The 21,415-nt window shown below is 48.0% G+C and carries 15 protein-coding genes; 8 read left to right on the top strand and 7 right to left on the bottom strand.

Annotated elements, in window-relative coordinates; genetic code table 11:
• The 7 genes from IQ260_RS09980 to IQ260_RS10010 all read left to right on the top strand — a co-directional run.
• Positions 1-1,340, top strand: a 1,340-nt coding sequence (locus IQ260_RS09980) for a CHAT domain-containing protein (RefSeq protein WP_193992960.1), incomplete at its 5' end; no start/stop codon positions are given.
• A 486-nt stretch (positions 1,341-1,826) separates the two neighbouring features.
• Positions 1,827-3,431: a DUF6399 domain-containing protein gene (locus IQ260_RS09985; RefSeq protein ID WP_193992961.1), complete on the top strand. Its 1,605-nt coding sequence runs from the start codon at positions 1,827-1,829 to the stop codon at positions 3,429-3,431.
• A gap of 20 nt (positions 3,432-3,451) precedes the next feature.
• Positions 3,452-3,697, top strand: coding sequence for a hypothetical protein (locus tag IQ260_RS09990; protein ID WP_193992962.1), 246 nt, complete (start codon positions 3,452-3,454; stop codon positions 3,695-3,697).
• A gap of 951 nt (positions 3,698-4,648) precedes the next feature.
• The gene (locus IQ260_RS09995) at positions 4,649-5,467 is read left to right on the top strand and encodes a hypothetical protein (RefSeq protein ID WP_193992963.1); all 819 of its coding nucleotides are present in this window, start codon (positions 4,649-4,651) and stop codon (positions 5,465-5,467) included.
• Positions 5,468-5,815: 348 nt separating this feature from the next.
• The gene (locus tag IQ260_RS10000) at positions 5,816-6,679 is read left to right on the top strand and encodes a PEP-CTERM sorting domain-containing protein (RefSeq protein WP_193992964.1); all 864 of its coding nucleotides are present in this window, start codon (positions 5,816-5,818) and stop codon (positions 6,677-6,679) included.
• A gap of 194 nt (positions 6,680-6,873) precedes the next feature.
• Complete coding sequence (locus tag IQ260_RS10005; RefSeq protein WP_193992965.1) at positions 6,874-9,468, top strand: two-partner secretion domain-containing protein; 2,595 nt, start codon at positions 6,874-6,876, stop codon at positions 9,466-9,468.
• 77 nt (positions 9,469-9,545) lie between these two features.
• The gene (locus IQ260_RS10010; RefSeq protein WP_193992966.1) at positions 9,546-12,179 is read left to right on the top strand and encodes a CHAT domain-containing protein; all 2,634 of its coding nucleotides are present in this window, start codon (positions 9,546-9,548) and stop codon (positions 12,177-12,179) included.
• Positions 12,180-12,425: 246 nt separating this feature from the next.
• Here IQ260_RS10010 and IQ260_RS10015 read toward each other — a convergent pair whose 3' ends face one another.
• From IQ260_RS10015 to IQ260_RS10035, 5 genes are all read right to left on the bottom strand, one after another.
• Positions 12,426-14,528, bottom strand: coding sequence for a calcium-binding protein (locus tag IQ260_RS10015; protein ID WP_193992967.1), 2,103 nt, complete (start codon positions 14,526-14,528; stop codon positions 12,426-12,428).
• A 444-nt stretch (positions 14,529-14,972) separates the two neighbouring features.
• Positions 14,973-16,835, bottom strand: coding sequence for a sensor histidine kinase (locus IQ260_RS10020; protein ID WP_193992968.1), 1,863 nt, complete (start codon positions 16,833-16,835; stop codon positions 14,973-14,975).
• Complete coding sequence (locus IQ260_RS10025; protein WP_193992969.1) at positions 16,836-17,504, bottom strand: response regulator transcription factor; 669 nt, start codon at positions 17,502-17,504, stop codon at positions 16,836-16,838.
• Positions 17,505-17,511: 7 nt separating this feature from the next.
• On the bottom strand, positions 17,512-18,249 hold the full coding sequence (locus IQ260_RS10030; protein ID WP_193992970.1) for a hypothetical protein: 738 nt from the start codon (positions 18,247-18,249) through the stop codon (positions 17,512-17,514).
• 107 nt (positions 18,250-18,356) lie between these two features.
• Positions 18,357-19,016 (bottom strand): DUF928 domain-containing protein, encoded by a 660-nt coding sequence (locus IQ260_RS10035; protein WP_193992971.1) that lies wholly within the window; start codon positions 19,014-19,016, stop codon positions 18,357-18,359.
• Between the two features lie 470 nt (positions 19,017-19,486).
• Here IQ260_RS10035 and IQ260_RS10040 point away from each other — a divergent pair, with 470 nt between their 5' ends.
• Complete coding sequence (locus tag IQ260_RS10040) at positions 19,487-20,074, top strand: Uma2 family endonuclease (protein WP_193992972.1); 588 nt, start codon at positions 19,487-19,489, stop codon at positions 20,072-20,074.
• On the opposite strand, the gene IQ260_RS10045 is transcribed toward IQ260_RS10040, so the two are convergent.
• Positions 19,992-20,855, bottom strand: a complete 864-nt coding sequence (locus IQ260_RS10045; RefSeq protein ID WP_193992973.1) for an ATP-binding protein — start codon at positions 20,853-20,855, stop codon at positions 19,992-19,994. The two genes, IQ260_RS10040 and IQ260_RS10045, sit on opposite strands and share 83 nt — an antisense overlap.
• Entirely contained in the window at positions 20,777-21,277 is a 501-nt protein-coding gene (locus tag IQ260_RS10050; protein WP_322744929.1) for a toll/interleukin-1 receptor domain-containing protein, read from the bottom strand. The genes IQ260_RS10045 and IQ260_RS10050 overlap by 79 nt, the downstream gene beginning before the upstream one ends.
• Positions 21,278-21,415: the final 138 nt, after the last annotated feature.

Here is a 21,415-nt window from a genome sequence, read left to right on the forward strand (position 1 = left end):
ACACTTACCAAAATGCAACGACTCAAGTTGAACAATCAACGGGGGTTCGACCTGCAATAATTTATGCTTTTTTCTTGTCGCCTAATGGATATTTGTCAAAACTTTCAGGTAGTAGTGATGAAGATATCTGGAAATTTATATCTGACGAAAGAATCAATGATTATTCTAACTTGTTCCCATACAGATATTCTGAAGCAGAACGAGATGCTAGTAAGCTGCTGCTAATGGCAGTAACTAAACAGGGACGACCTATATTAAGGCAAACAGATTTTACGTTTGCGGATGTCAAAGCTCATATAGAAAGTTTACAGTTTAAGCATGGTGCGGATCATAAAAATTATTGGGTTACCCCAGCCAGATTTCTATATCAAGCCCTGATCACGCCTATTGAACCCGATCTTGAAAATCAGAATATTAACAATCTGGTTTTTATTATGGATGTCAAGCTGCGTTCTTTACCACTAGCGGCTCTACAACCCGAAGAAGAGAGTCAAGAAATTTCAAAAAGTCGAGCTACAATAAGGCAATCTCCTGCAGATATTCCTTTTGCTACTATGCAGGATTCTAACGGTAACTTTATTGTCGATAAGTATAGCGTAGGACTGATGCCCAGTATAAGTTTGACAGATACACGCTATAAAGATATCGCTCCAGCTCGATTATTGGCAATGGGAAATAGTGAGTTTGAAGTATCTGGTTCTGAGCAGCTATCAGATTTACCAGGGGTAGAAAGTGAGTTGGATTTTCTCAATCAGCGGTTAGATGATTGGCAACCAGTTATCAGAAGAGAAGAACTATTTACTCCAGAAATATTAAAAACTCTTCTAAAGAATTTAGATTTCAATATTTTACACTTGGCCACCCATGCGACATTTGATTCTAGAGATCCTGCTAATTCATTTATTTACTTCAATGGAAATGAACATTTGAGTTTAGAGAAATTCTCTGAACTTAATCTGGAGAACATTGATTTGCTAACCTTAAGTGCTTGCAAAACAGCATTCGGTGATGATCAATCTGAATTAGGGTTCGCAGGGCTTGCCCATCAATTAGGGGTTAAAACAGCCTTAGCCAGTTTGATAGAGGTACCTGATATAGGCACCTTGGCACTTATGAGTGAGTTTTATAGTCATTTAGAAGCAGGCCCCATCAAGGCGGAGGCACTACGTCAAGCACAGCTGGCTATGAAAGATGGCCGAGTGAAAATTAGCGATGGCCATCTTATTGGCACTGAACAAGAGCCCTATGCTTTACAGGGACGTATGGCTGGTGTAGGAGATAAAGATTTTCAACATCCGTTCTATTGGGCTGGATTCACCATGGTAGGTAATCCGTGGTAGAGATGGATTTGCTTAAGTGGGACCTAAATCTATCTTACCGCCCAGACAAGATGATAGAAAAGTTGTCAATTTTGTCCGAAATCTGTTCAGCATCCTCTTGACTCGGGAAAACACTTATGAGTACTCTTGTTTCAAGGTCATTACTGACCGAACTACAGAGCACATAATTTAGCGCCACCGGCAGGTGCTGACAACACCGAACCGGCGGCTTCACCCCCATGTTGAGACACCAACCTGGGAGCGCAGGTCTATGGTACCTGTTGCCACCCCGGATTGCATACAAATACGGGGTGGCTATCTTATGCGCTCTGGTTTCCTACCCATTTTGTAACCGATTGGAGATCAGAGGGGTAACTCTTTAAGGCGGGAAACCAATACACCTTTCAGGTGTGTATAAATAAACACCTCAGTCAAAGATCAAAAAAAGAGCTCTGCAGCAATGCTCAGAGCCATGTATCGTACCCATGCAAAGTAGATTTGGGAACGATGACTCTTACTATACGAGAGCGCAGCCAAAACGTCGCCGATTGTATCAAACGGAATGCAACGCAAGGGATAGCGTCGATAGCGACCACCCTTGGAATCAGCAAAAGTAGTGTGCATCGGCATCAGCAAGCCATTGCGCGTCGCAATCAGCATCCAGAATCAGACTTGTGGGAAACCGCTGCTGGGAGTGCATGGCTATTACGTCTGGTCGTGGGAGTGATCTATCACTTTGGCATCAAGCACGGAGTAGGAGCCGAGAGTCTATCGACGTTCTTCAAAGCGGTTCACCTCGACACCCATGTGGGGAGTTCTGCGAGTACGCTGCGTCACCTCAAACACCGTCTCTATGAGGCCATTGTGGCTTACGAATCGGCACAAGCCGAGCAGTGCCAGCCCGTCAACAAACCGGGCATCTGCCTCGGGGGGGATGAAACCTTTTTTGGCTTGCCAATTCTGGTGCTGGTGGAGTTAGCCAGTGGGTTCATTTTTACAGAAGTGGAATGTGAGAATCGCAGGTATGACACGTGGCTCAAACAGACGGAGACCTGGTGGCATCAGACCCAATGGCAGTGCCACTTTATGGTCAGTGATGGGGCTCGTGCCTTAGTCAAACTAGCACTCTCCGGTCTGGGAACGGTCAGTGTTGCGGATCTGTTCCATGCGATGCGGGCGTTAGGACGTCCTATCGGTCGTGCGCTGGGACGTCAACTGGCTCAGCTTGACAAACAAGTCGACAAACTTCAACATCAATTAGACCAAACAACAGACAAGGCCAAACAACAGACCTTGAATTCGCAGCTAGAGTCCCTCACTCGCCAACACCAACAGCTTGAACAAGACCAACACACCTACCATCGGGCCTTGGCCGATATTAGCCAAACGGTCCACCCCTTCACCCTCGACACCGCCCAATGGCAATTCTTCGAGGGCTTAACCACTCAACTGGCGGTCCCCTTGAGCACCCTCAGTAAGTTGGCTCGTCTCTATGGGGGCGACACCGCTCAAAAAGTGATTGCCACATTTCAAGCTCAGATCCCCCATTTGGCGACGGGGATTCATGCCTGGTGGCAGTGGGTGATACAGGCCTTAGCCACTGAAACCCAGGAGATTGACATCCAAAATTGGGTGCTGACAGCGCTTTTGCCCTGGGTCTATTGGGGACAACAAGCTGATAAAACTCGACAGCCTCACCTCAAATCTCGCTATCAACAGGCTACTAGCGATGCCTATGATTTGCTGATGGCCCAGACCATGACGCTACAGATGGATGACCCTCAACGCCAACATTGGGTGCAGTGGTGTCAGTGGATGTGTACCAAGTATCAACGCACCTCCTCTGCCGTCGAAGGACGCAATGGGTATTTGTCGCAGCGTCATCATGTCAACCGAGGCTTTTCTCACCAGTCGTTGAAGGTGCTCACCATTATTCACAATTTCGACCTGAAACGACCGGATGGCACGACCGCTGCACAACGACTCTTTGGACAGCCATTTCCGGATCTATTTGAATGGATCCTCAGTACGATTGACGAGTTGCCAATGCCTAGACGGTCATCTAAAGCACATCAGGCACAACCTTTACACGCAGAGCTTTTCCCGGCTTAAGTTGTTACCCGATCAGAGCCATGTTTATCGATCCAACCCAGGGCGCAGGTGCGCCCACTGATCCGCCTGCCGTCGGCAGCCTGCCCGAGCACCAGTACGAAGACGTGCGGCTGTTGTTACTCGGCACCCTTGTTGCCGTGCAGACCACCATTGCCACCCTGCACAAACTCAACTACGCCGAGCCTAACGACTGGAGCCGTCCGCTAGCCACCGGGCGACCCAATGAGGTGATGGCCATTTTGACCCGACGGGTCAGGGTCGATTAGCCTGGTCAGGAGCATAGAAAAACGCGATGGGAGGGCTGCTTGAACGCCAGGTGGCTCTCTTCACTAATCGCTAACGCGAGAGATATTTTGGCCTGCTTTTAGACTATGATCTGTTTTTTACTCGTGAAATACTTTTACGACCGTGTCCCTTTAGCGGACACCCCTCAGTTAGCGCTGGATTTCAATCCAGCGCGATTTAGAGCTGCACAGCCTGTTGGCATAACAGACTGGCTAGCGTTTGGAGCCCGCGCCAGGTTCGAAACCTGCCGCTAAATGGGTGTTGTCCACTGGAAGGGACAAATGGATCATGACACTAGTTTTTAGGTTGCTCAGGCATTTCATCTATTGAGAAAACATTGATTACCAGAGACTCGAGATTCTAAGACACTTCTACGATCGTGTCCCTTCAGTGGACACCCCTCAGTTAGCGCTGAATTTCAATCCGGCGCGGGTCGGAGAGGCGCAGCCAGCCTCTCTTGCTAGCTGGCTGCGCCTTGCTGGCAACCCTGCGAAATCTGGTTTCCCTGTAAACAGAAATGTGTGGACTATTTTTGGATAGGCTGTCCAGACTCATTACAGATTTCTGACAGTAGTTCGACTGCAAATGACGACTAGCCATGGTGAAAAGTGAATGATTTTTAGGATGAGCCGCTCTAGGATAAGAATCGATGTTTTGAACTTGAGGCCACACTAGTCAGAATTACTGACACCAGGCCACATATTTACAGGTCCTTTATCAAAGACGTCAATCAAGTTTTGCATCTTTATCAACGGATCATATTTTTTCTCTGATCTCGTAGAAAATACAGTGGGGGCGAATGATTTTGTAGCGATCGCTGTCTTATAAGTAAGCAGACAGACGATTGGGAAATAGTGGAAGGGCATAGATCTAGAGTTCTAAGCTCTGGATCGACGTGCGGTGTGGCACGAAGAGATTATGACCACTTCTAGATGCATACTCAGTTTCGTGTAGGTGAGAAAAAGGCAATGAATTTACCAAAGCTGGCAGTGTCAACTGCTTTAATGACTGGATTGATAGGTATTACAACTGTCAATAGAGCAGAAGCATTTTGGCGTTGGGGTGGTTCACCTAATATTAGTCAATTCTCATCTACGATATCTGATACTGGAGAGATTTCTGATTTCAGTTACGGCTTCAAAAATGGCCCTACCCTGATAGAAAATGCAAGTGGAAACATTCTTCTGGACGGCCCTAATGCGCCTATTTATGATAGCGTCAAAGACTTCTTGATATTTTGCTTGATACTCGAAAATGCCACAATTTTTGACTATCGCTCAGATGTTAATCCTGAGGAAAGAGTTTCTCCCTTTGATGTGGATGTGATGGTCCAATATGAGATTAGTAATCCACTGGATGTCGTGCCGGATTTAGAGTCAAATTTATCCGTTGCAAATTTATTACCATTTTTAGTACTAAACGAAGCTGAAGCGCCCTGGGATCCTAATGCCTCTGTGACTGAGACAAGTGTGGTAACAGATGGTTATCTCTTATTAGGAGACTTTGACTCACAAACTCTATCCAGTCGTCCCTTAGATGCAGCGCGGATAGAGGCGATTCAAACGCCACGTCCTGAGTATGCTACTAATCCTAAACTGTTCACAGAAGGTGAACCGCTGTATGCTTTCGACCTGGTAAATCAGGTATTTTTAGAAAACCCTAATCCAGAGGCAGTGCCCGAACCTGGCGTAGTGACTGGCGTACTACTCATGGGATTGACTGGGGGACGAACTGTGCTGAAACGCCGTTAGAAATGAGACTCAGATCGCTACCAAGTTCAGAGCCGTCAGCTTAATGTCGGATAATCAGAACTACTGACATCAGCCTACATATTTACAGATACTTTATTCAAGACATTACTCAAGCTTCGCATCTTTATCAACGAATTATATTTTTTTCTCTGATCTCGTAGAAAATACAGTGGGGACGAATGATTTTGTAGCGATCGCTGTCTTATAAGTAAGCAGACAGACGATTGGGAACATAGTGGAAGGGCATAGATCTAGAGTCCCAAGCTCTGGATCGACGTGCGGTGTGGCACGAAGAGATTATGGCCGCTTCTAGATGCATACTCAGTTTCGTGTAGGTGAGAAAAGATAATGAATTTATCAAAAACTGCATTATCCCTAGGCATAGCATCCGTAATGCTGGGGACAACATTGGTTGACGATGCCTCAGCTCAAAGGAGGAGAAGAACAACACAGTTGGAAGCCGATCAAACTTCCAACGTTAGTGATTTTGCACTAAAGCTGTTAGACACTGGTGTATTTACATTACTTTGTTACTCAGATGCTGCCTGTGCTTTTGATGAGACGCCGGAAACGGGATTGCTGTTAGCTCCATCTGAGGGATCTTTAACGGATGTAAGTTTTGGTAGCAATGTTCTGGAATTCACCTTATTCTTCGATGATGCAACATTGGTGAACCCAAACGACAGCGCAGATACTGCTATCGTTGATTTCAGTTTTGCCTATGAGTTTGACTTTAATCGCTCTGATTTTGACGCTCCAGATGGCAATTCAAACTTTAACCCCACCTTTCTAGAAATAGATGATATCGAATCAAGCAGCTCAGAACAAAAAGTTCAGAAAATTCTGGATTTCATAGCTATTGGTGATCCAGACAGTGACACCTTTGATAACTTTACTGAGGGGCTTGGTGGTAGCTCTTCAGTACCCGGTGCGTTTGGTAGTAACGGAAACATTTTCCTGGCGACTGCAGATGGAACCAGTATTAAGGACGATACAGATTTACAAGATTTTATGGCTAGAGTCCATGACGCATATGCACCTGGTGAGGATAATGACAACTATGCACCCGAACCATTAAATGAGTTTGACGAAATTAGAGCTCAAGGCGAAGATTTAGTTGATGTTCCTGAGCCTGGCACAATGGCTGGCCTGCTAGCGCTTACAGCGATAGGCTCTGGCACACTGCTATCTAGAAAGAAGCAGTCGACATAGGAAATAGCCGTTCATTAATAGTCTGGCAGTCCTCAGACTTTAAGTCGGTACACACAGCTTATGAGCTAAGCCCTACGGCAGCAGCTCATAAGCTTTTTGATATCGGTTGGCAAACGTAACAAATCCAGCAAATTACTTGTACTGACTAAATATTTCTAATAGGCTTAGTTTGCTAGCTTTCATCCCGATGTCCTATGCAGCTATCGCCCCTCAAAGCCTATTTGCTCAGCAGTAGTGTCTTATGTTGCTCCCTACTGAGCTATCCTGCTACTGCTCAGATTGTTCCAGATACAACGCTGCCGATCAATTCCATCGTTGATGTGCCGGGATGCAACGCATGTACAATCACGGGCGGTACACCCAATAGTGATAATACCGTCCTTTTTCACAGCTTTGAAGAGTTTTCTGTTTCGCCGCTCGGGGGTGCTTTTTTTGATGAGGCGACAACCGTAGTAAATATTTTTACCCGTGTAACCGGCAACAATCTTTCTGAAATTAACGGTGTGATTAGCACTAACGATGCTGGTTTGATATTGCTCAACCCTAACGGGATCGTATTTTTGGACGATGCTTTTCTTGATATACAGGGTTCATTTATAGCAACTACTGCAGACAGTATTGACTTCGGGAGTGCTGGTCAATTTAGTACTGAGACTCTACAGATACCTTCGTTACTTACAGTGACTACGCCAGTGGGGTTAGGATTCGGAACAAATCCTGGCCCAATTACAAGTGAACCTTTGATAAATTTTGTCGATTTATCGCCATCGGTATTTGACCAAACGGTGGCACTCGTTGGTGGAGAGTTAGTCATAGACACCACCGATCTGTTTGTTGGGAGTGGCCGTATTGAGCTTGGCAGTGCAGGAGCCAATAGTTTTGTCGGATTAGCTTCCAATGCTCAAGGCTGGGAGCTGAACTACGATCAGACTCAAGAGTTTCAGGATATTCAGATATTTGACTCATTCATTGGTAGTGATGACGGTGGAGCAATTCAAATACAGGGCAGAAATATAATTCTGTCAGCGGGTAGTAGCATTCTATCTGATAACTTTGGTTCGCAAGCGGGAAAGACCATTACCATAGTCACATCTGAAAATCTTACTTTACAAGAGGACTCTCAAATATTTACAGTTGCTTTTGGGGATGGAACTTCTGGTGATATTGATATTCAAGTTGGGCAATCTCTGGAAATCAACGGGCAGGACTTTAGAACCTTAATAGCTAGTTTTGCTGAAAGCGATGGTGATGGTGGCGATGTCACTGTAAAAGCAGCAGAGATACTTATTGAGGGTACAAGCGGAATCGGTACTCAGACTAGGGATACCGGTAACAGTGGTAACCTTACCCTGAAAGCAGACAGAATCTTGATTGAGGACGGGGGTTCCATCTCTGCTTCAACTCGTGGTGCTGGAAATGCAGGAAATTTGACTGTAACTGCTGACCAAATAGTTCTGCAAGGAACAGAGTTACCAAATGGTACTAATCCCAGTGGTCTGTTTTCGCAGGTGATTTTCCAACCAGGAGATACAGGCTCGAGAGGCGATGGCGGAATAATAACTGTCAATGTCGGTGAACTCACTCTTTTAGAGGGTGCTCAAATTTCTACTGCCGCTCGAGCCGATGGAGCAGGGGGAGATTTAACTATTAATGCTCAAGGTGGTTCTATCCTGCTCAGTGGCACCGCCCTTGAAGCCACTCCTCTAGGTGGCAGCAGCGGCATCTTCACCTCTGCAGAACCTGGCTCTACCGAAGCAGGCGGCGACCTTACCATCAACACCAGTCAACTCACCATCGAAAACGGAGCCAAAGTCTCTGCCGATACCCTGGGCGACGGTCCTGCAGGTACCGCCACCTTAAATGTTGATCGCCTCATCATTCAGGGTGGTGGCTTACTTCGCTCCGGCTCAATCCAAGCAGATGGCTCTCCTCCGCCAGCTGGTGATGGCAACACCCTCACCGTCAATGCCACCGAATCCATCGAAGTCTCTGGCACCGGCACCATCGGCACCGACTTCCCCGTAGACAGCGAAATTGTCGCCGCCGCTGAAGGCACTGGCGATGCCGGTCAGCTAAATCTCTCCGCTCCGCTCCTGCTCATTCGCGATGGCGGCAACGTCCGTACCAACTCCCTCCAAACCTCCGGCGGTCAAATTATCATCCAGGCCGATGTTGTTCAGCTGTTAGGTGACGGTGACATTGTCACGGCTGTTGACCAGGGAGAAGGTACAGGCGGCAACATCCTGATCGAAGGCGACGCGGTTGTTGCCACAGGCGATAGCGACATTCTCGCCTTTGCCAATGAAGGCATCGGAGGCAACATCACCCTGCCCGCCTTTTTTGGCGATAACATTCAACCCAACGAAGAGATTACCAGCTTAGAAGACCTCAACGCCCTCGACAAAAACGGTCGAGTCAACGTCAACGCCACTGGCCAAATCGCCTCTGGTACCATTACCTTCCCTGACGTCAGCTTTATCGAAAACAGCCTGACCGAACTACCCGATGCTCCTATCGATACAGCTGCCCTCGTCGCCAGTAGCTGTATTGCCCCAGTGGCTCAACAAGGCAGCGGTCGCCTGGTGGTTACCGGCTCCGACAATATTCCCCAACAACCTGGCAGCAGCGGCATCGCTACTATCACCACAGGTACCGTCCGTAATGTCTCAAACGAGACGGCTGCATCAGAGACAGAAGACAGCTGGGCCATTGGTGACCCGATATCAGAACCCCAGGCTTTTTATGAATTGACCGATGGTCGCACTGTATTGAGTCGTCAGTGCTCATAACCCATTGATCGATCCTGCCTGATTGAATCCAGATATTCTCCCATAAACTACAGATGCGACGTCTGCCAAACGGTACTATGTTCCCTAACCCTCGTAAGTCACAGCTACGAAAACTGCTAGCGATTCTCTGCGTCGTTAGCTTTACAGTTTGCATTTGGACCAATGGATTGCTAACGCCGCACTATTCTGCCCAGGCCAATGATTTGCCCAGCCTGGTGCAGAGCGGTGTCGATGATTACAATGCCGGGGAGTATAGTCGTGCGATCGCAACCTGGCAACAAGCTCTAAATACTGTTGACCCAGACAACCTCACCCACCAGAGCATCCTCCTAGAAAATCTAGCCCGCGCCCATCGCCAAATCGGCCAGTTCTCCCAGGAGATCGACTATTGGGAACAGACCATAGAGCGCTACGAACAGCTGGAAGATTTGCAGTCCCTGGGACGTTCGCTGACCGAACAAGCCCAGGCCTACAATCAGCTGGGGCAGCATCGCCGTGCCCTGGCCCTGCTGTGTGGCGAGAGTATTGATAGCTGCAACCCAAGCAGTGCCCTACATATCGCCAGAGCATTTACCGATGTTGTAGGCGAAGCCGCTGCTCTCGGCAGTCTTGGTACAACCTATCGCCTCACGGGCAATTACGACCAGGCGATTATCGCTCTAAATCAGAGCCTGGCCGCTATCGAGGTAGCAGGCACGGATGACTTTAACACTCAAGCAGCCGTGCTCAACAGTTTGGGGAATACCTACGCCGCCCAGGCCCAGGTTAGCCGTCGCCGTGCCGAATCTGCTGCCCAGCGCGGCGACTTGCAATCTGCCGTGACTAGGTTAACGACCCAGGCAGATGAACAGACCCAGGAAGCCGTACAGTTTTTACGCCGTAGCTACGATGCTGCTCAAGCAAACAATGCAGTGGCTACCCAAGTTCGCTCGCTGCTCAGTTTGATCCCGCTTTATCAAAACTTGGGCCAGACAACCAATACAGTTCAGGCCCAGCAAACCGCTCGTGATCTGATTGTTGTCTTACCCGATTCTCAAGAAAAAGCCTTTGCTACGCTGACTCTGGCGGGTTATTTGGACCCTAACGCTACCCGCCAGTGCCCCAGTCAGACTGTTGTTAGTCAGCAAACTCAGCTGTTGGAAGGTGCGATCGCAATCGCCAGAAACATCCAAAGCTCTCGAGCGGAATCCTTTGCCCTCGGACAGCTAGGTAACCTATACGAACGTTGTGGAGAATACTCACAAGCCCTGACGTTAACCCAAGAGGCCCGTTTAGTTGCAGACCAAAACCGGTCTGCCCAAGATAGCCTATACCTGTGGGTCTGGCAGCAAGGACGCATTCTCAAGGCCCAGGGTAAGACCGATGCGGCGGCCTCAGCCTACACCCAAGCCATTGCCATTCTCGATACTATTCGCAGCGATATTCTCAACGCTAACCAAGAACTTCAGTTTGACTTCCGTGACCGGGTAGAACCCATCTACCGAGAATTTGCCGCCCTCAAGCTCAATAAGATACCTGCTTCCGTACCCGTTGCTGACAACAGCAAGTCTGTCGATACGGTGCTGGCCACGTTAGATTCTCTTAAGCTGGCTGAGCTACAAAATTACTTTGCCAACGACTGCGTAATTGTCGCTGGTGAGACTCGAGTAGATACCGTTAGCGCCCAATCGACCACCGCTGTCATCAGTACGGCTATCTGGGAGCAGCGTACAGCTGTCATCGCCAGCTTTCCCAACGGACAACAACAAATTGAGTGGATCGACGTTGATGAAAACACCCTGACCGATGAAGTCAATGAATTTCGCGTGGCTTTAGAATCGGGTCTACGCCTCACTAGGCGTAATAACTACAAAGCTCCATCCATAAAGCTGTATGGGCAAATCGTGCGTCCGTTTGAAGCCAAATTAAGCGAGCTTCAGATCGATTCTCTCGTATTCATCAACGATGGTATTTTGCGCAGTGTTCCCATGGCAGCTCTCTATGATGGAGAACAGTTTTTGATTGAGAAATATGCCCTTGCCACTACGCCAAGTTTGACCCTGACCGATCCTAATGCGCTCGATCGGCAAAATTTAAACGCACTGATCTTAGGATTGAGCGAAGCGTCCTATGTGAATGATCAACCCTGGCCCGCGCTCAATGCCGTTGATGAAGAAGTGGCGACTGTTAAAACTCAGTTTCCTGGCAGTAAAGTGTTAAAAAACGAAGAGTTTTCAGAAGCCAATCTACGTCAGGCATTACAGGAAGATAGTTTTCGCATTTTGCACATTGCTACCCATGGCGTCTTTGGAGCCGAGCCCAAAGATAACTTTATTGTGACTGGGCAAAAGATTGATGAGAAAAATCATAAAGCCATTACCATCAGTGAACTCGATACCCTAATTCGCAGCGTTTCGTCTGTTGATCGAGCACCCATCGATTTGCTGTCGCTGACGGCCTGTGAAACTGCGATTGGTGATAGCAGAGCCACACTAGGTTTAGCCGGTGTGGCGGTACGAGCGGGGGTAAGAAGTGCGATCGCATCCCTATGGGTTGTTGATGATGCCGCCACAGCCGACCTGATTACTCGTTTTTATCATCACTTGCTTGACCCTAATCTCAGCAAAGCGGAAGCGCTACGGGCAGCTCAACTGGAAATCATCCAAGCCAACGAATACTTTCAACATCCCTTTTATTGGGCTCCCTTTGTTCTAATTGGCAACTGGCTGTAAGGGACTGGCTTGAAAAAAAATACCCGTAGGTCGAGTTTCGACTCCGCTCAACTCTCGAAGCTAGCAGGTTGAGCGGAGTCGAAACCGGGTTGATCGGATACATTATTTAGCCGCATTTCTCTAAACATTGAATCAATATCTCCAGTTAGCTAATTGATGTAAAACTCCCCTTACATCCGCCAACAATGCGGGAATATAAGGGGAGTTCTTGCGTTTTAGAAGCGTATCTTACTCAGCTGATGCCAGTTAGCTGTAGACAAACTGGTTCGAATTCGCCAGGTGCAATCCCTGTACATTCTTAACAACACCAATCAGTTCGTCGGTACCAAAGAGGTTGTCCTTGTAGATATGGGTGTCATGACCGTTAGCACTAGACCCTAGGCGGTAGTTATAGCCTGCCGCTAGCTGAATCTTGTCAAAGCTGCTTTCAAAGAAGCCCTTCTTATCAAAGTCTGTAATCACCGCGTAGTCACTACCCACCGGACCACCATCATAGAAGACCTTTCCATTGGCTCCAAGAACAAAGACATCGTTATCAAAGGCAGACCCACTGGTGAGCGTATCAATTTCTCCTTTACCCGGTCTTAGATGAGCGGTGTTCACACCAATCAATCGGTCGTTGCCAGCTCCACCGACTAGGGTATCACTACCAGCTCCACCCACTAGAGTGTCATTGCCAGACCCACCGTTGAGGTAGTCGTTGCCAGTGCCGCCATACATCTTGTCATGACCTAGACCACCATACATGGAGTCTTTACCACCGTAGCCGTACATGGTGTCATTGCCGCCGTAGCCGTACAGCAGGTTGTTATAGTTGTTGCCTTTGATGACGTTGCTATAACTGTTTCCGTTTCCTCGGTAGGCACTGCCTGTGAGCGTTAGATTTTCCAGATAAGCCCCGAGTGTGTAGCTGATAGACGACTGAACGGTATCCACGCCTTGGAAAGAATACTCAATGACCTTATCAAAGGCGCTGTTAACAACGTAGGTGTCATTGCCATAGCCACCGTACATGGTGTCATTACCAAACCCGCCGTTGAGGTAGTCGTTGCCAGAACCACCGTACATTTTGTCATGCCCCAGGCCACCATGCATGGAGTCGTGACCGCCATAGCCATACATGGTGTCATTGCCGCCGTAGCCATACAGCAGGTTGTTATAGTTGTTGCCTTTGATGACGTTGCTATAACTGTTTCCGTTTCCTCGGTAGGCACTGCCGATAAGGGTTAGATTCTCCAAATAAGCACCGAGTGTGTAGCTGATAGACGACTGAACGGTATCCACGCCTTGGAAAGAATACTCAATGACCTTATCAAAGGCGCTGTTAACAACGTAGGTGTCATTGCCATAGCCACCGTACATGGTGTCATTACCAAACCCGCCGTTGAGGTAGTCGTTGCCAGAACCACCGTACATTTTGTCATGACCCAGACCACCATGCATAGAGTCGTGACCGCCATAGCCATACATGGTGTCATTGCCACCGTAGCCGTACAGCAGGTTGTTATAGTTATTGCCTTTGATGACGTTGCTATAGCTGTTTCCGTTTCCTCGGTAGGCACTGCCGGTAAGGGTTAAATTCTCCAGATAAGCCCCGAGTGTGTAGCTGACAGCAGACTTAACCGTGTCTACACCTTGGAGAGAATACTCAATGACTCGATCAAGAGTACTGTTAACGACGTAGGTGTCATTGCCATAGCCGCCATACATCCAATCATTACCAAAGCCGCCATCTAGATAGTCGTTGCCAGAACCACCGTACATCCGGTCATGACCCAAGCCACCATACATGGTGTCATTGCCAAAGCTACCGCTGAGGTAGTCGTTGCCGGTGCCACCATACATCTTGTCATGACCCAGACCACCATACATGGAGTCGTGACCGCCGTAGCCATACATGGTGTCATTGCCACCGTAGCCGTACAGCAGGTTGTTATAGTTGTTGCCTTTGATGACGTTGCCATAGCTGTTTCCGTTTCCTCGGTAGGCACTGCCGGTGAGGGTTAGATTCTCTAGATAAGCTCCGAGTGTGTAGCTGACAGCAGACTTAACAGTATCTACACCTTGGAAAGAATACTCAATAACCTTATCAAGGGCGCTGTTAACGATATAGGTGTCATTGCCATAGCCGCCATACATCCAATCATTACCAAAACCGCCATCTAGATAGTCGTTGCCGGTGCCACCATACATCCGGTCATGGCCGCTGTAACCATACATAGTATCGTTACCGCCGTAGCCATACATCTTGTCGTTAAAATTGGTACCACGTAGACTGCGGCGATAAATGAAAGGAAAGCCGTTGAAAGTGTTGTTGTCGCTGTAGATAGTGCCGTAAATGTTAGCCATGATTCTCCCTCAAAAGTGAATGGATGAGATGTTAGATGTTTTACACACAGTTCAGGGAACTTGAAGATGCTAAGAAAGAGAGTCTCTTACTGTTTGGCAAGTATCTTCTCGGGCCTTCAAACCAGCTCTCAACTGAACTATCTCAAGAATAGTTGGAGAGAAAATTTCAATCATCGGGTTTTCCTATAAGCTTCAACGATAAATTATGAGAATCCCTTTGCCGAAAAGTGCAAGTTTACTGATTTCGCTTTGTACCAGGATGAAGGCAGCGTAAGTAGCCATAGCTTGCAATGCATTCAGGGTAAGCATTACAAGCCATCTGCTTACAAGCAAAACCTCCATCTACTCAGGGTAAAAAAGGGGATACCCTGATTGCTTAGGGATAAGGGAGTGGCTTGAAAGTGAACCCATAGGTCGAGTTTCGACTCCGCTCAACTCTCAAAGTTAGATTGGCCAATGCAGCTCGCTAGACACTCCGTGGGGATCTAATCGCTTGCGTTCAAAGTTTCCCTTTAAACGGTTGGCTAGCATATTAGCTTGCTGAGTTCCTCGGCCAATTCGTCGATAATTCTGATTGGTGTCTGGCCCTAAACCGTTGTCCAAGACACGAACGACATTTTGAGAGCCTTCTTGACAGCAGGTGACCACTAAGCGAGAACAATTTTTGGCATATTTGCCGACATTACAGAGGGCCTCTTCTAGAAAACGCCCAATTTCGCGCTTTCGGTCAGAGTTTAAACCCTTTTCTACCATGGGTTCAAACGTTCTGATGTGGATTTTGATACTGTCAAAATGGGGAAATTCTTGTCGCTGTAGCGTGTGGTCATAGACTTCATAGAGCATTTCATGGAGGGGCTGTTCCAATCGGACGATCCGATTACCCTCTAACTGGAGACAACAGCTTTCTTCTACTAAGAACTCCTGCTGCATGGCTTCATAGATGCCGCGTAGCTCTTGATTAAGCGCTTCTAAATCATGGTGTAATGAAGTGGGTAAACTAGGATCTTCGGCTGTTTGTGATAGAACTATCGACAACTTTTGCAGAGGTCCGTTATGGATTTGATCGAAGGTGCGCTCTATTAATTGCTGTCGGTCTTCCAACCTTAGCCTTAGCTCATGCTGTGTGCGATAGGAGGGATATAAGGCTACACCATTCAAAAAGAAGGCGATGGCTGCGGGAACGCCCGGAATCCACCAGCCGAGGTATAGTAGCCCATAGCTTACAGCGACTATGGCTACTACCAAAGTCACAATGCTGACGAAGTAATAGGTTGCTTTGATTTTGAAGCGCACTAGGACAATGCCCAGTAAGCCCCAGCCGATAATCCAGCTATACTCCAACCATTCAGGCCACCCTTGTAATAAAGGGCGATCGTCTAGCACAGCGTTGACAATTTGACTGACAGTATGGGCCTGTAGCTCAATTCCTGTCACTAATCCAGGATTTATGCCATCAACGGCGGCTACATTGACAATATCTTTGATGCTTTGGGCGGTAACACCAATTAATACAATCTTATCTTTGAGCAGTGTCGGTGAGAAATCTCCGGCTTTGAATTCCTGATAGGTAATGATATTGAAAGCAGTAGAGCCGCTGCGAAAATTAATTAATATCTGCTCACCACCGGCATCAGTGTGGACATACCCACCAGTGTTGGGTTGAAATGGGGTTAATTCTAATGCCCCAAACCGCATGGCTGCCGGATTGCGAACACCATTCTCTAACATCAAGTCTGCTTGGGCTAGGTAACGTTCGGCCAGACGTAGGGTAAAGGAAAAACGATAGTTGCTGTGTTCATCCGTTGCACCTAAAAGACTGCGACGCACAAAGCCATCGTTATCTAACAGGGTGTCGACAAAACCAATGCGAGATTCTGGTGCACCTGCAGGAGGAGGAATACTACTGGGGGGTAAAATCTTGTTGATAACAATTAGATTATCTAGGGTTTGGATTGTTTGAATAAAGTCATCGTGACCGGGTTCTATGGGAATATCACGAAAGATATCCAGACCCATCACTGTAGGCTGATATTGGTTTACTTCAGTGAGTAGATCGGCAAGCACGCTGCCGGGTAGCGGATATTCACCAATGGCTTGAATGTCTGCTTCTGTAATGGCGACAATGGTAATGTGCTGATCGGTGGCTTCGGCGGGGCGCGATCGCAACCCAGCATCCAACGCCTGCCACTCAAAGGGCTGAAAAAAGCCCAGTAGCCTAGCTGCAACGACAACACCAACAATCGGCAGACCGGGAAGTAGTCCCCGGAAATCGTCAATCAATCGCTGTTTGAAGAAGCTTGCTCGCATTTAATCCAACAGCCCCTCCTGGCGTGCCCGAATTTCCGTTTGAATTCGCATATTTTTACCCTCATCTGGGTAAACCCCCAGCGCATCCTGCACACGGGTCCAATAGTGCCGTACGGTCCGCTCAGAGATACACATCTTTTCGGCAATCGTCTTATCTTGCAACCCTTCTTGAAACGCTAGCTGTAAAACTTCCAACCACTGTGGCTTAACCTCCAGCTTTACCCGCATCTCAGGTGGTGTATACACCAATCCTTGCAACGCCCATTCCACCTTGGTCAACATCTCTCGCATGGGAGCGCTTTTATCCGAGATGGTAAACCCCCCCCGATGCATTTCAATCGCAGGTTTCAGACGCACTAAAGAACGTACATGAGCGCTTTGCACAACAAGATTGAGTTCTGGATATGCTGTCATCAGGCTGCGCAATAGCTGAATGCCTACCTCTGTTTGAGCTGGCGTTTTGGCAGTAGTCGGAATTGAAAGATCCATAACGGCCAAGTCAGGTTGACCTTGCTCAATGGTTGCTTTAGCCGATTGAGCATCCTGGGCGGTCAAAAACTCGGTTTCTGGATATTCCTTTTCTAACAAACTGAGGGTACCTGCCAGGACAGCCTCATGATCATCCACAATTACAATTACATTCGGGTGCAGCTCTGATGTAATAGACATCGTCTAGTTACTCCAAATCAAGGTGGACTAGGGAACGGGCCAAGGACCAGTTAAACTCGAAACTCACACAGGTCTCGCCATAGGTAATCTGACAACGACCCGGCATAAAGAACTGAAATATTTGCTGAATTTGCTTCAGTTCTTTATGCAGTGATGGGTCATTCATGGTGTCTAGCGCCAGTCTATCCAAGCTGAGCCCTAATTTTGCTCTGTTCTTTATTTCTATCAGGTATAGGGATAGGCTCGCTGAGCGGGTGCCAGACTGCAATACTAATAAACACTGGCGAACGCACCACAGCACCATGCGCTGCTTATCGGGCTGCTGCTGTGGCCAGTCCGACGGCAGCTCTAAACTTAATTGAATCGCTTTCGGGTCGGTCCACTGTTTGATGATGTGCTGTAAGGCCAGCGGTAAACTTTCTTCTACAAACGGAGGCCATAGCTCGTTGCTCAGGCTCTCCAATGATTGGTTAAACGTCTGGGTCTGGGCTAGACAGTTTTGCCAGTGTTGAGCGTCTTCCGTAGACGATGCATCCATAGCGCCTAGCTCTTGCGATCGCATCAAAGCAAACGTCTGTTGCAGTAGCTGTTCTCGAATGACTTCAGACTGGGTGAGCAGCTGATGGCATTGGCGAGTGTAGAACCATTGCGATATCTGCCGTTGATACAGCAACCGACGCATAGAAAATACGCTAAATACGCTTATTCCTGCGGCAATAATGATCAGTACTTCAACCGTACTCAACGTTCACCTTTACCCTGCAGCCCCTAACGATGGAATCATCCTACGGGACACTGGCTAATGTGCGCAATTATTCGCAATTGAGACCGTCTATTCAGAACTGAGTTCGCTCAATCAGGAGCTGAGATCTCAGCTTCGACAAGTTCTAGATCATTCAATAAAGCTCTGCGCATCGTCAACACGTCTGGCTGTTGGCCATAGCCAAGGACTGCGATCGCATCGTACCAATAGCCAGCCCTGGCATAGATCTCTGATTTTTCCAAAGTCGTAGCGGTTGCAGGCATCGCGTTTCCTACCATCGGCACAAATTCCATCTCAGCCTGGTACACCAGGGCCGCAGCTGGACGGTTTGGATTACACTCCAGTACCAGTTGCCATATATAGCGTGTACCCGGTTCTAGCTCAACCGGCAGCTGATACTGAGTGATCCCTGGTTCATAGGTCAACATTTGCACATGCTCTAGCTCATAGGAACCCGCCGGACCCATGGTATAGAAACTAAACTCCACAGGGACAGGCTTTTCTTCGGGTAAGAACCACGTCAGCTGTGGTTGTGCATTGGCCGTAATCCCAACAAAACTATCAGGCGCAAAAATCCTGGGTGCAACGTCGCTATCAAAGCAGCTGTCATCGCCTCGGGTACCGCTTGTAGTGCTGGGAGATCGCGGTGCGGACGGGTTGACCGGCTGGAAATAGCGGGGAGCACCCGCCAGCGACGTAATAGGCGCTGAATCTTCAGATGTTACCTGTTGGTAATCGGCTTGCGCCATAGCCGTCAGATTACTAGCGACATAGATAAGGCCTATGACTTTTATCAGGGAACAGTAGTTCATTTTAATTCCACAACAAACAACACAACCAGCTGTGAATCTATAACAGGTGCCCAGTGTTAAATATATAAGACAGATCGAGGTAGTGGCTAATTTTTTTCTCTTATAGATATATTTTTCAATTCATATTTAGAGCCTCACAGACAAACTGTCCCTTAAGTGGACAGCCCTCGATTAGCGGCGGGTTTTGAACCCGGCGTGGGTCAAAGCCCCATGACCGAATCTTGGTACAAGAGCTGAGCTGAGTGGACAGCCCTCACTGAGCGGTGGGTTAAGTGGTCTTAGGGTAGTCAACAGTCATTAGTCAGTATTTTCCGCATACCCAGCCAGATTGCAGTACTACAAAACCTTCGCCTAGGATAAGGCGCTATCCTAAGGCTATTGGTCAACTGTTGATGGCAACTGCGCCTATGACAACCACAACGAACCGCACCATGACCCTGGAGGAGTACCTGAACTATGACGATGGTACAGATACTCGCTATGAATTGGTGGATGGAACTTTAGTCGATATGGGCGCTGAGAGCGATATTAATGTAGTCATCGGCAGCTTACTATTCTCAGTTTTTTTGCAATTTGCGCCCTACTACTGTCTCCGGCGTGGGACTGAGATTGCTGTATCAGGCACTGCTGCTAATACGCGCTATCCCGACTTTATGGTGGTGACCGAGGCGGGGGCAGCGGCCTTAGCGGGTAAAAAGCGCTCTTTGATTACCTTTGAGATGCCTGCCCCTGTATTGGTGGTAGAGGTGGTATCTAGTAGTGATACTAATCAGCAGTCTCGCGATCGGGATTACATAGATAAGCGTCAGGAATATGTACAGCGCGGCATACCGGAGTACTGGATCATAGATCCGGTGGAGGCTGTCATTTTTGTGCTCACGCGTGTTGATGGTGAGTATCAAGAACAGCGATTTACTGGGGATGAGTGGTTAGTATCGCCTGGTTTTTCAGAGTTAAAGCTGAGTGCAGTTCAGGTTTTAGGGGCTGGTTTATGAGGTAGGTGCAAACCAGCGACGGATGAGTTCTACCTGGAGTTGTTGTATGGCCAAAAATGTTGAAAAAAGGTGAGCTGTGATCGTTGTGCTTTGCCAAGTCAATCGGCCTTTCAGACGCTGCTAATATAAATGCTAAACTCCCATTGGCATAATGGTTTGCCAAAGATCGCAAACTGTCCCAAAACGTATCATTCAGCTCAGGACAGCGTTGAAGACCCACACCAATTTCATCCATGAGCACTACAGTAGGTTGTTGAATTTGCTCACTTATCTGCTCCATAAACTGCTCCAAATCACATGCGATTGGCACCGGTAGCCCCATTGCCTCTAGCAGGTAGCCTAGTAATCTCTCTCGATGAGCCATGCGCGGATCTTGAAAGTCCACAAATATCCACCGATAAATCTCTGGATTGGGTAGCCAGTTATTCCGCTGTCCCGGTCGTAGTCGCTCTGTGGGTGTCGTGGTAATCGTTCGCAGATAGTTCAGCAGAGACGTCTTCCCGGCTCGCTTTTGCCCAATAATCGCCGCATTTTGCAACGGATGAGTCTTGAACAGATTAAACAGACGCTTTACGATGCGCTGCCGCCCAAAAAACTGATGGGGCTGCGTAATCGGAGTGCCCACGGTAAACACAGACTCCGCCAACGGCACCGATATATCCCTGTTCTCACCAGAGGTGCCCGATTTTGAGCGAGAACGAGCTACTTTTTTGCCAGTGCTTCTACCACTCTGCGGATGCCGGTGACTACGTTGAGCAACGCCTCGTCCTGGTCGTCCCACTTGGTAACGGGCTTCCCATCTTTGGGTAGCACCTGGAGCTTGCTAAAGTCCGTGTCCTGCCAATCGCAGGGTTTCATAATAATTGGAATTACCCGTGCGTCGCCCTTCTCATGCCGTTCTATGGCCCACTGGGTTTCCTTTTCATAGCAATAGTTTGATGCGATAAACCGGGGTGTAATCAGCAGCAGAATAATATCCGCTTCGTTGAAATTATTTTTAATCGCCGCATCCCACTCAGCCCCTGCATCAATATCCCGATCCTGCCAGGCTTGAATCTTTCTTTTGCGCCGCAAAGCCGCCAGGTGTATGTATAACTCGTCCTTTAGCTCCTCATCTTTGTGAGAATAGGAGATAAAGACCTTAAGCGCAGAGCTAGCGGGGGATGTAGTTGTCATTTTGTCGATTTCAGGCAATTTGGACACAGGGCGCTGACCAATTATGTACTACGAATCAAATACCGTCAGGATGCATTCAGGATGGTTTAATGCCAGAGCACGTTATTTCACAGCTCTGTAACTGTTTCAGAAATACCGTTGGCTTCGACTTCGCTCAGCCAACAG

The sequence above is a fragment of the Leptolyngbya cf. ectocarpi LEGE 11479 genome (assembly GCF_015207065.1).
Lineage (GTDB): Bacteria > Cyanobacteriota > Cyanobacteriia > Phormidesmidales > Phormidesmidaceae > Leptothoe > Leptothoe ectocarpi.

Bases quoted from the DNA above. Each gene is read 5' to 3' on its own strand.
- IQ260_RS10035 (WP_193992971.1), bottom strand. From the start codon at position 19,016: ATGGCGCAAGCCGATTACCAACAGGTAACATCTGAAGATTCAGCGCCT.
- IQ260_RS10025 (WP_193992969.1), bottom strand. From the start codon at position 17,504: ATGTCTATTACATCAGAGCTGCACCCGAATGTAATTGTAATTGTGGAT.
- IQ260_RS10005 (WP_193992965.1), top strand. From the start codon at position 6,874: ATGCAGCTATCGCCCCTCAAAGCCTATTTGCTCAGCAGTAGTGTCTTA.
- IQ260_RS10010 (WP_193992966.1), top strand. From the start codon at position 9,546: ATGTTCCCTAACCCTCGTAAGTCACAGCTACGAAAACTGCTAGCGATT.
- IQ260_RS10040 (WP_193992972.1), top strand. From the start codon at position 19,487: ATGACAACCACAACGAACCGCACCATGACCCTGGAGGAGTACCTGAAC.
- IQ260_RS10020 (WP_193992968.1), bottom strand. From the start codon at position 16,835: ATGCGAGCAAGCTTCTTCAAACAGCGATTGATTGACGATTTCCGGGGA.
- IQ260_RS10000 (WP_193992964.1), top strand. From the start codon at position 5,816: ATGAATTTATCAAAAACTGCATTATCCCTAGGCATAGCATCCGTAATG.
- IQ260_RS09985 (WP_193992961.1), top strand. From the start codon at position 1,827: ATGACTCTTACTATACGAGAGCGCAGCCAAAACGTCGCCGATTGTATC.
- IQ260_RS09995 (WP_193992963.1), top strand. From the start codon at position 4,649: ATGCATACTCAGTTTCGTGTAGGTGAGAAAAAGGCAATGAATTTACCA.
- IQ260_RS10015 (WP_193992967.1), bottom strand. From the start codon at position 14,528: ATGGCTAACATTTACGGCACTATCTACAGCGACAACAACACTTTCAAC.
- IQ260_RS09990 (WP_193992962.1), top strand. From the start codon at position 3,452: ATGTTTATCGATCCAACCCAGGGCGCAGGTGCGCCCACTGATCCGCCT.